This is a genomic window from Streptomyces sp. NPDC046821, from assembly GCF_040645335.1.
Lineage (GTDB): Bacteria > Actinomycetota > Actinomycetes > Streptomycetales > Streptomycetaceae > Streptomyces.
Window position 1 is genome coordinate 414,184 of sequence record NZ_JBEYYB010000009.1, and the last position, 7,919, is coordinate 422,102.

At 71.4% G+C, this 7,919-nt stretch carries 7 protein-coding genes; 5 read left to right on the plus strand and 2 right to left on the minus strand.

Going from position 1 to position 7,919, the window contains the following annotated elements:
* The first annotated feature begins 14 nt into the window (after positions 1–14).
* From ABZ893_RS20990 to ABZ893_RS21005, 4 genes are all read left to right on the plus strand, one after another.
* Positions 15–1,250: a DUF5931 domain-containing protein gene (locus tag ABZ893_RS20990; protein ID WP_361405720.1), complete on the plus strand. Its 1,236-nt coding sequence runs from the start codon at positions 15–17 to the stop codon at positions 1,248–1,250.
* Positions 1,247–1,933, plus strand: coding sequence for a response regulator transcription factor (locus ABZ893_RS20995; protein WP_361405723.1), 687 nt, complete (start codon positions 1,247–1,249; stop codon positions 1,931–1,933). Before ABZ893_RS20990 ends, ABZ893_RS20995 begins: the two co-directional genes overlap by 4 nt.
* A gap of 231 nt (positions 1,934–2,164) precedes the next feature.
* A complete protein-coding gene (locus ABZ893_RS21000; RefSeq protein ID WP_361405726.1) occupies positions 2,165–3,193 on the plus strand; it encodes a 6-phosphofructokinase in 1,029 nt (342 codons plus the stop codon).
* A gap of 113 nt (positions 3,194–3,306) precedes the next feature.
* Positions 3,307–4,311, plus strand: coding sequence for a 2-hydroxyacid dehydrogenase (locus ABZ893_RS21005; protein WP_361405729.1), 1,005 nt, complete (start codon positions 3,307–3,309; stop codon positions 4,309–4,311).
* Here ABZ893_RS21005 and ABZ893_RS21010 read toward each other — a convergent pair.
* Positions 4,257–6,143 carry an anthranilate synthase family protein gene (locus tag ABZ893_RS21010; protein ID WP_361405732.1) on the minus strand — a complete coding sequence of 629 codons (1,887 nt, stop codon included), beginning with the start codon at positions 6,141–6,143 and terminating at the stop codon, positions 4,257–4,259. The genes ABZ893_RS21005 and ABZ893_RS21010 overlap by 55 nt on opposite strands.
* 104 nt (positions 6,144–6,247) lie before the next feature.
* Complete coding sequence (locus tag ABZ893_RS21015) at positions 6,248–6,304, minus strand: trp operon leader peptide (RefSeq protein ID WP_073735655.1); 57 nt, start codon at positions 6,302–6,304, stop codon at positions 6,248–6,250.
* Between the two features lie 116 nt (positions 6,305–6,420).
* On the opposite strand from ABZ893_RS21015, the gene ABZ893_RS21020 reads away from it, so the two are divergent.
* Positions 6,421–7,776: a class II 3-deoxy-7-phosphoheptulonate synthase gene (locus tag ABZ893_RS21020; RefSeq protein ID WP_361405735.1), complete on the plus strand. Its 1,356-nt coding sequence runs from the start codon at positions 6,421–6,423 to the stop codon at positions 7,774–7,776.
* Positions 7,777–7,919: the final 143 nt, after the last annotated feature.

A 7,919-nucleotide genomic window follows, 5' to 3' on the forward strand; every position in this document is an offset into this window, starting at 1 on the left:
ACGGGGGTGGGGGCGTGGCCGGGCGCGAGCGCGTGATGAGGATGTCCGTCGAGCAGCCGCTGTGGCGCGCGCTGACGGCGTACCGGATCCTGACGATGCTGTACGCGATCGGCCTCTACGTCTTCGCGTACGACCAGTTCGTCCGCCCCTGGGTGGCGAACGTCTACTTCGCCGTCATCGCCGTGTGGACGCTGGCCACCCTGCCCAGGGTCGCGAACGCGGCGAGCTGCACCAAGCGCTTCCTCGCCGCCGACCTGACGATCGCGCTCGCCGGGATCCTGCTCACCCCGGTCGCCGTCGCGCACAGCCGGATCCTGGCCGGCGGCCCGACGCTGCCGTCGATATGGACGGCGGGCGCGGTCCTCGCGTACGCGATCAAGGGCGGCTGGCGCTGGGCGGCCTTCGCCTCGCTGCTCGTCGGCGTCGCGAACGTGGTGCAGCGAGGCGCCTTCAGCCGCGACACCGTCCACAACGTCCTCCTGGTCTGCATCGCCTCGGTCGCCATCGGCTACGTCGTCGAGGTGGCCCGCGCGTCCGAGCGCACCCTCGCGCGCGCCCTGGAGATCGAGGCCGCCACCCGCGAACGCGAACGCCTCGCGCGCGACATCCATGACGGCGTGCTCCAGGTCCTGGCCATGGTCCAGCGCCGAGGCACCGCCCTGGGCGGCGAGGCCGCCGAGCTCGGCCGGATGGCCGGCGAACAGGAGGTCGCCCTGCGCACCCTGGTCGCCGGCGGCCTCGTACCCACGTCGCACGTCTCCGAGGACGCCTCGCAGGGCGCGCTCGTACGGACCGTGGACGTACCGGACGAAGACGGGCCCGAGGGAGCGGCGGTCCCCTGCGACCTGCGGTCCCTGCTCGCCGCGCACGCCGGATCGCGGGTCAGCTTCGCCGAACCGGGCGCGCCCGTGCTGCTCGCCCCGGCCGCGGCGAAGGAGCTGGCCGCCGCTGTCAGTGCCGCCCTGGACAATGTGCGCAGGCACGCAGGGGCGGACGCCCGCGCCTGGATCCTGGTCGAGGACGAGCCCGACGCGGTGATCGTGACGGTGCGGGACGACGGCCCCGGCATCCCGGACGGGCGGCTCGCGCAGGCCGAGGGGGAGGGGCGGCTCGGGGTCGCCCAGTCGATCCGCGGCAGGCTGCGCGACATCGGCGGCACGGCCGAGCTGATCTCGGTGCCGGGACAGGGCACCGAGGTCGAACTGACAGTTCCGAAGGTTTCACGGGGGAAGGCGGGATCGGCACGATGACCGGGCAGCAGGAGCAGGGCGGCGCGATCAGGGTCATGGTGGTCGACGATCACCCGATGTGGCGCGACGCCGTCGCGAGGGACCTGGCCGAGGCCGGGTTCGACGTGGTCGCCACCGCGGGCGACGGCGAGCAGGCGGTACGGCGGGCGGGTGCCGCCGCGCCCGACGTCCTCGTACTCGACCTGAACCTCCCGGCGAAGCCCGGCGTCCAGGTCTGCAAGGAACTCGTCGGCGCCAACCCCGCCCTGCGCGTCCTCGTCCTCTCCGCGAGCGGGGAGCACGCCGACGTCCTGGAGGCGGTCAAGTCCGGCGCCACCGGCTATCTGCTGAAGTCGGCGTCCACCGAAGAGCTGACCGACGCGGTACGCCGCACGGCGGCCGGTGACCCCGTCTTCACCCCGGGACTCGCGGGCCTCGTCCTCGGCGAGTACCGCCGCCTCGCCTCCGAACCGGCGCCCGCCACCGGCGCCGACGAGCCCAAGGCCCCCCAGCTCACCGACCGCGAGACCGAGGTCCTGCGCCTGGTCGCCAAGGGCCTGAGCTACAAGCAGATCGCCGAGCGCCTCGTCATCTCGCACCGCACCGTGCAGAACCACGTACAGAACACCCTGGGCAAGCTCCAGCTGCACAACAGAGTGGAGCTCGTCCGGTACGCCATCGAGCGCGGCCTCGACGACGCGTAACCGCACCGGACCGGCTACGAGTAACCGCACCGGACCGGCGACGCGTAACCGCACCAGCCCGGCGACCCGTAACCGCACCGCACCGGCGACGCGTAACCGCACCGGACCAACGCGGGCATCAACTCCCGCCCCTTTCAGCCGAATTCACCCTTCACATCACGCCGAAGTGACGCGGGTCACCACTAGCGTGGCCACGGTCAGCTCACAGCGTCGTGGTGAAGGGACATTTCCATGCGGGTCGGAGTACTGACCGGAGGCGGCGACTGCCCCGGGCTCAACGCGGTCATCCGGGGCGTCGTCCGCAAGGGCGTTCAGGAGTACGGGTACGACTTCGTCGGCTTCCGGGACGGCTGGCGCGGACCACTGGAGAACCGGACCGTACAGCTCGACATCCCCGCCGTCCGCGGCATCCTGCCCCGCGGCGGCACCATCCTCGGCTCCTCCCGCACCAACCCCCTCAAGGTCGAGGACGGCGTCCGCCGGATCAAGGAGACCCTCGCCAAGGAGGAGGTCGGGGCGCTGATCGCGATCGGCGGCGAGGACACCCTCGGCGTCGCCGCCCGCCTCACCGACGAGTACGGGGTGCCCGTCGTCGGCGTACCGAAGACCATCGACAACGACCTGTCCGCCACCGACTACACCTTCGGCTTCGACACCGCCGTCGGCATCGCGACCGAGGCCATCGACCGGCTGCACACCACCGCCGAGTCGCACATGCGGGTCCTCGTCGTCGAGGTCATGGGCCGGCACGCGGGCTGGATCGCCCTGCACTCGGGGCTCGCGGGCGGCGCGAATGTCATCCTCATCCCCGAGCAGCGCTTCGACATCGAGCAGGTCTGCACGTGGGTGACCTCCCGCTTCCGGGCCTCGTACGCGCCCATCGTCGTCATCGCCGAGGGCGCGATGCCGAAGGACGGGCAGATGGTCCTCAAGGACGAGTCGCTCGACTCGTTCGGGCACGTCCGGCTCTCCGGTGTGGGGGAGTGGCTGGCCAAGGAGGTCGAGCGGCGCACCGGCAACGAGGCGCGGACCACCGTCCTCGGTCACGTCCAGCGCGGCGGCACCCCCAGCGCCTTCGACCGCTGGCTCGCCACCCGCTTCGGGCTGCACGCGATCGACGCGGTGCGCGACCGCGACTTCGGCAAGATGGTCGCGCTGCGCGGCACGGACATCGTGCGGGTGCCGATCGCGGAGGCGACCGCCCGGCTGAAGACGGTCGATCCGGCGCTCTACGAGGAGGCCGGGGTCTTCTTCGGCTGAGGCGCACCGGCCGGAGATCCTCCGGTGTCGGGGCCCGCACCTCCCCCGTATATTCGCCCGTAACGGCACACACGACGCGATATGGACGAGATGCGGAAGGAACGGGAGCAGTCGTGGAGATCCTCGCATTCGGCGTGCAGTCCGACGAGAAGCCCCTCCTGGAGAAGGCGTTCGAGGGCCATCACGAGGTCCGCTGCCTGGACGTCTTCCTGAACGAGGACACCGCCCCCATCGCGGCCGGCTACGAGATCATCTCCAGCAGCGTCAACGCCTCCCTGAACAACCACGTCCTGCAGACCCTCGCCGCCGGCGGCACGCAGATGGTCGCCCAGCGCTCCACCGGCTTCAACAACATCGACCTGGACGTCGCCGAACGCCTCGGCATCACCGTCGCCCGCGTCGCGGCCTACTCGCCGTACTCGGTCGCCGAGTTCGCGTGGGCGCTGGCGACGGCCGTCAACCGGCACATCGTCCGCGCCTCCCGCCGGACCCGTGACTTCGACTTCCGGCTCGACGGGCTGATGGGCCGCGACCTGCGCGGCCGCACCGCCGGCGTCCTCGGCACGGGACGGATCGGCGAGGCGTTCACCCGCATCGCCCACGGCTTCGGCATGAACCTGCTCGGCTGGGACATCGAGGAGAACCCGGCCTGCCTCGGACTCGGCATGAAGTACGTCGACAAGGAGACCCTCTTCGCCGAGGCCGACCTGATCAGCCTGCACCTGCCCCTGCTGCCCGCCACCGAGCACATCGTCGACAGCGCCGCCCTGCGCACCATGAAGGACGACGCGATCCTCGTGAACTCCAGCCGCGGCGGCCTCGTCGACACCAAGGCCCTCGTCGCCGAGCTGCGCGAGGGCCGCTTCACCGGCGTCGGCCTCGACGTGTACGAGGCCGAGGCCGGGCTCTTCTTCGTCGACAGGTCGCTCGAAGTCATCGAGGACGACACCCTGGCCCGCCTCGTCACCTTCCCGAACGTCCTGGTCACGTCCCACCAGGCGTACTACACCGTGGACGCGGTGAGCCAGATCATCGAGACCACGGTGCGCAACGTACTCGACTATCAGGCGGGCCGCCGCTCCGACAACGTCCTCGTCCCCGCCGCGCCCAGCAGCTGACCGAGCAGCTCCCGCACGACGTCCGCCCCGCGCAGGGACAGCACCGACTCCGGGTGGAACTGCACCCCGCCGAAGCCGGGTGCCCGCAGCGCGTGCACCTCGCCGCTCGCCGCGTCCCGGCTCACCTCCACGCCGTGCGCCGCCAGCTCCGCCGCCGCGTCGTCGTCGCAGCGCGCCACGAAACTGTTGTAGAAACCGACGGTCTCGACCCGCCCGAACAGGTCGACCTCCGTCTGCGCCCCCTGGTACGGGACCTGCTTGCGCACGATGTCCAGGCCCAGCTCGGCCGCGATCAGCTCATGGCCCAGGCACACCCCGAGCACCCCGTGCCGGTGGTCCCGCAGCACCTCGGCCGTCAGCGCGCGCAGGAAGCGCATCTTCGGGTCGGCCGTGTCCGACGGGTCGCCCGGACCGGGCCCGAGCACGAGCGGCCCCTCGTGCGCGAGCACCGCGTCCCGCAGCCCCGGCTCGTCGTAGCGCCGCACGGTCACCGTCAGGCCGGACGAGCGCAGCAGGTGCGCCAGCATCGCGGTGAACGTGTCCTCGGCGTCGACCACGAGCGCGTGCCCCGTGAGCGCCGCCGACCGCTCCTGCATCCGCAGCCAGAACGGCGCGAGCGCCGACCGCCGCCCGTCCAGCGCCGCCTGCACCCGAGGATCGTCGGCGAGCGCCGGCCGAACGCCCTCGCCCCGCGGCCGCCCCGGCCGCACCCCGAGCGCCGCGAGGACCCCGGCCGCCTTCGCGTGCGTCTCCTGCACCTCGCTCGCCGGGTCCGAGCCGCGCACGAGGGTCGCCCCGACCGCCACCCGCAGCTTCCCGGCCGCGTCGATGTCGGCCGTACGGATCAGGATCGGGGAGTCCAGGGTCTGGGCCCCGCCCGCGTCCCGCCCGATCAGGGCGAGCGCCCCCGCGTAGTACCCGCGCCCGCCCACCTCATGGCGCTCGATGACGCGGCACGCGTTCTGCACCGGGGACCCCGTGACTGTCGCCGCGAACATGGTCTCCTTCAGGACATCGCGTACGTCGAGCGACGACCGGCCCCGCAACTCGTACTCGGTGTGCGCGAGATGGGCCATCTCCTTCAGGCGCGGGCCGATCACGACGCCGCCCATGTCGCCGACGGTGCACATCATCTTGAGTTCCTCGTCGACGACCATCGACAGCTCCTCGATCTCCTTCCCGTCGGACAGGAAGTCGAGCAGGCTCTCCGCGCTCGGGCCCTCGGCCGGGTAGCGGTAGGTGCCGCTGATGGGATTCATGACGACGGTCCCGCCGCTCATCCGCACATGCACCTCAGGGCTCGCCCCCACCAGCGTCCGCTCCCCGGTGTGTACGACGAACGTCCAGTACGCGCCCCGCTCCCCGGCGAGCAGCCGCCGGAACAGCGCCAGCGCGTCGGCCCGCCCGAACCCCGCGATCTCGCCCTCGTACGTCCGCCGGATCACGAAGTTCGCGCCCTCGCCCCGCCCGATCTCGTCCCGCAGCACCCGGCCCACGATGTCCGCGTACGCGTCGTCGTCCACGTCGAAACCGCCGTCCGTCACGGCCACGTCATGCGCGGGCAGCTGCTCCAGCACGTCGGCCAGCGGCAGCTCGTACGTCTCCTCGGGGGTGAGCACCGCGAGCGGGGTGCCGTCGTCGCGGACGTCGAAGCCGCGCTCCCTGATCTGCCGGAACGGCACGAGGGCGAGGCCCTCCGGGATGTCGGCGAGCCGGTCGTACGTGCTCACCGGGCCGACGAGCAGTTCCACGGTGTCGTGGTCACGGCCGGGCGCGCGGCGGCGCAGCAGCGCGAAGGGGCGGTCGTCGTGCAGGAGCTGGGACAGATCCATGGCTGTGGGTTCCTTCGTGACTCCGGTGCGGAGAGGAACGGCCAGGTCCCGGAAAACACTGAAGGCCGCCCTCGGGGCGGCCTTCGCGTTCGTCGTACGCGCAGTCAGTGGGCCGCCGGATGAGCGGTCCACCACCAGTTACGGGTCGAGTGCGCGAACATGGGCCGCACCCTACCGGACAGGTGGACGAGTCGGCCACGGACGACGTGTCTCACGACGTGTCTCAAAGGGTGAGCAGTCGGCTGGACGGCCCATCCGACCCCGTACTGTTGGCGACGTGACCGTGAACGCTAAGACCAGCGCGAGCGCTGGCAACACCTGGCGAGACCTGCCCGCGGCGCAGCAGCCCGAGTACCCCGACACCGAGGCTCTGCGCGCAGTGATCGCGGACCTCGAGTCGTATCCGCCGCTCGTCTTCGCGGGCGAGTGCGACCAGCTGCGCGCCCGACTGGCGGCCGTCGCCAAGGGAGAGGCGTTCCTCCTCCAGGGCGGCGACTGTGCCGAGGCCTTCGACGCCGTGTCGGCCGACCACATCCGCAACAAGCTGAAGACGCTGCTCCAGATGGGCGCCGTCCTCACCTACGCCGCCTCGGTGCCGGTCGTGAAGGTCGGCCGCATCGCCGGCCAGTACTCCAAGCCGCGCTCCAAGCCCACCGAGACCCGTGACGGGGTGACGCTCCCGACCTACCGGGGCGACTCCGTCAACGGCTTCGCCTTCACCGAAGAGGCCCGGATCCCGGACCCCGAGCGCCTGAAGCGGATGTACAACGCGTCCGCCTCCACGCTCAACCTGGTGCGCGCCTTCACCACCGGCGGTTACGCCGACCTGCGCCAGGTGCACGCCTGGAACCAGGACTTCGTGAAGTCGTCCCCGTCCGGCCAGCGCTACGAGCAGCTCGCCCGCGAGATCGACAACGCGCTGAACTTCATGCGCGCCTGCGGCACCGACCCGGCCGAGTTCCAGACGGTCGAGTTCTACGCCTCCCACGAGGCGCTGCTGCTCGACTACGAGTCGGCGCTGACCCGCGTGGACTCGCGTACGGGCAGCCTGTACGACGTGTCCGGCCACATGGTCTGGATCGGTGAGCGCACGCGTCAGCTCGACCACGCGCACATCGAGTTCGCGTCGAAGATCCGCAACCCGATCGGCATCAAGCTCGGCCCGTCGACGACGGCCGAGGAGGCGCTGCAGTACATCGAGCGTCTCGACCCGGACCGCGAGCCCGGCCGCCTGACCTTCATCGTCCGCATGGGCGCCGACAAGGTCCGCGACAAGCTCCCGGAGCTGGTCGAGAAGGTCACCGCGTCCGGCGCGACCGTCGCCTGGATCACCGACCCGATGCACGGCAACACCTACGAGGCGGCCTCGGGCCACAAGACCCGCCGCTTCGACGACGTGCTCGACGAGGTCAAGGGCTTCTTCGAGGTCCACAAGGGCCTCGGCACGCACCCCGGCGGCATCCACGTCGAGCTCACCGGTGACGACGTCACCGAGTGCGTGGGCGGCGGCGACGAGATCTTCGTCGACGACCTGCACCAGCGCTACGAGACGGCCTGCGACCCCCGTCTGAACCGCAGCCAGTCCCTCGACCTGGCGTTCCTCGTCGCCGAGATGTACCGCGACCAGGGATGATCTCGCGGTAAAGATCAGCAGAGAGCCGTGGGGGGGGGGGGGGGGGCCCCGCCCCCCCCCCCCCCCCGCGGCGGGGGGGCCCCCCCCCAGGATATGCTGGTTAGCGGACAAAAAATAAGAGGGTCCGGGGCAGGGGGGGGTGT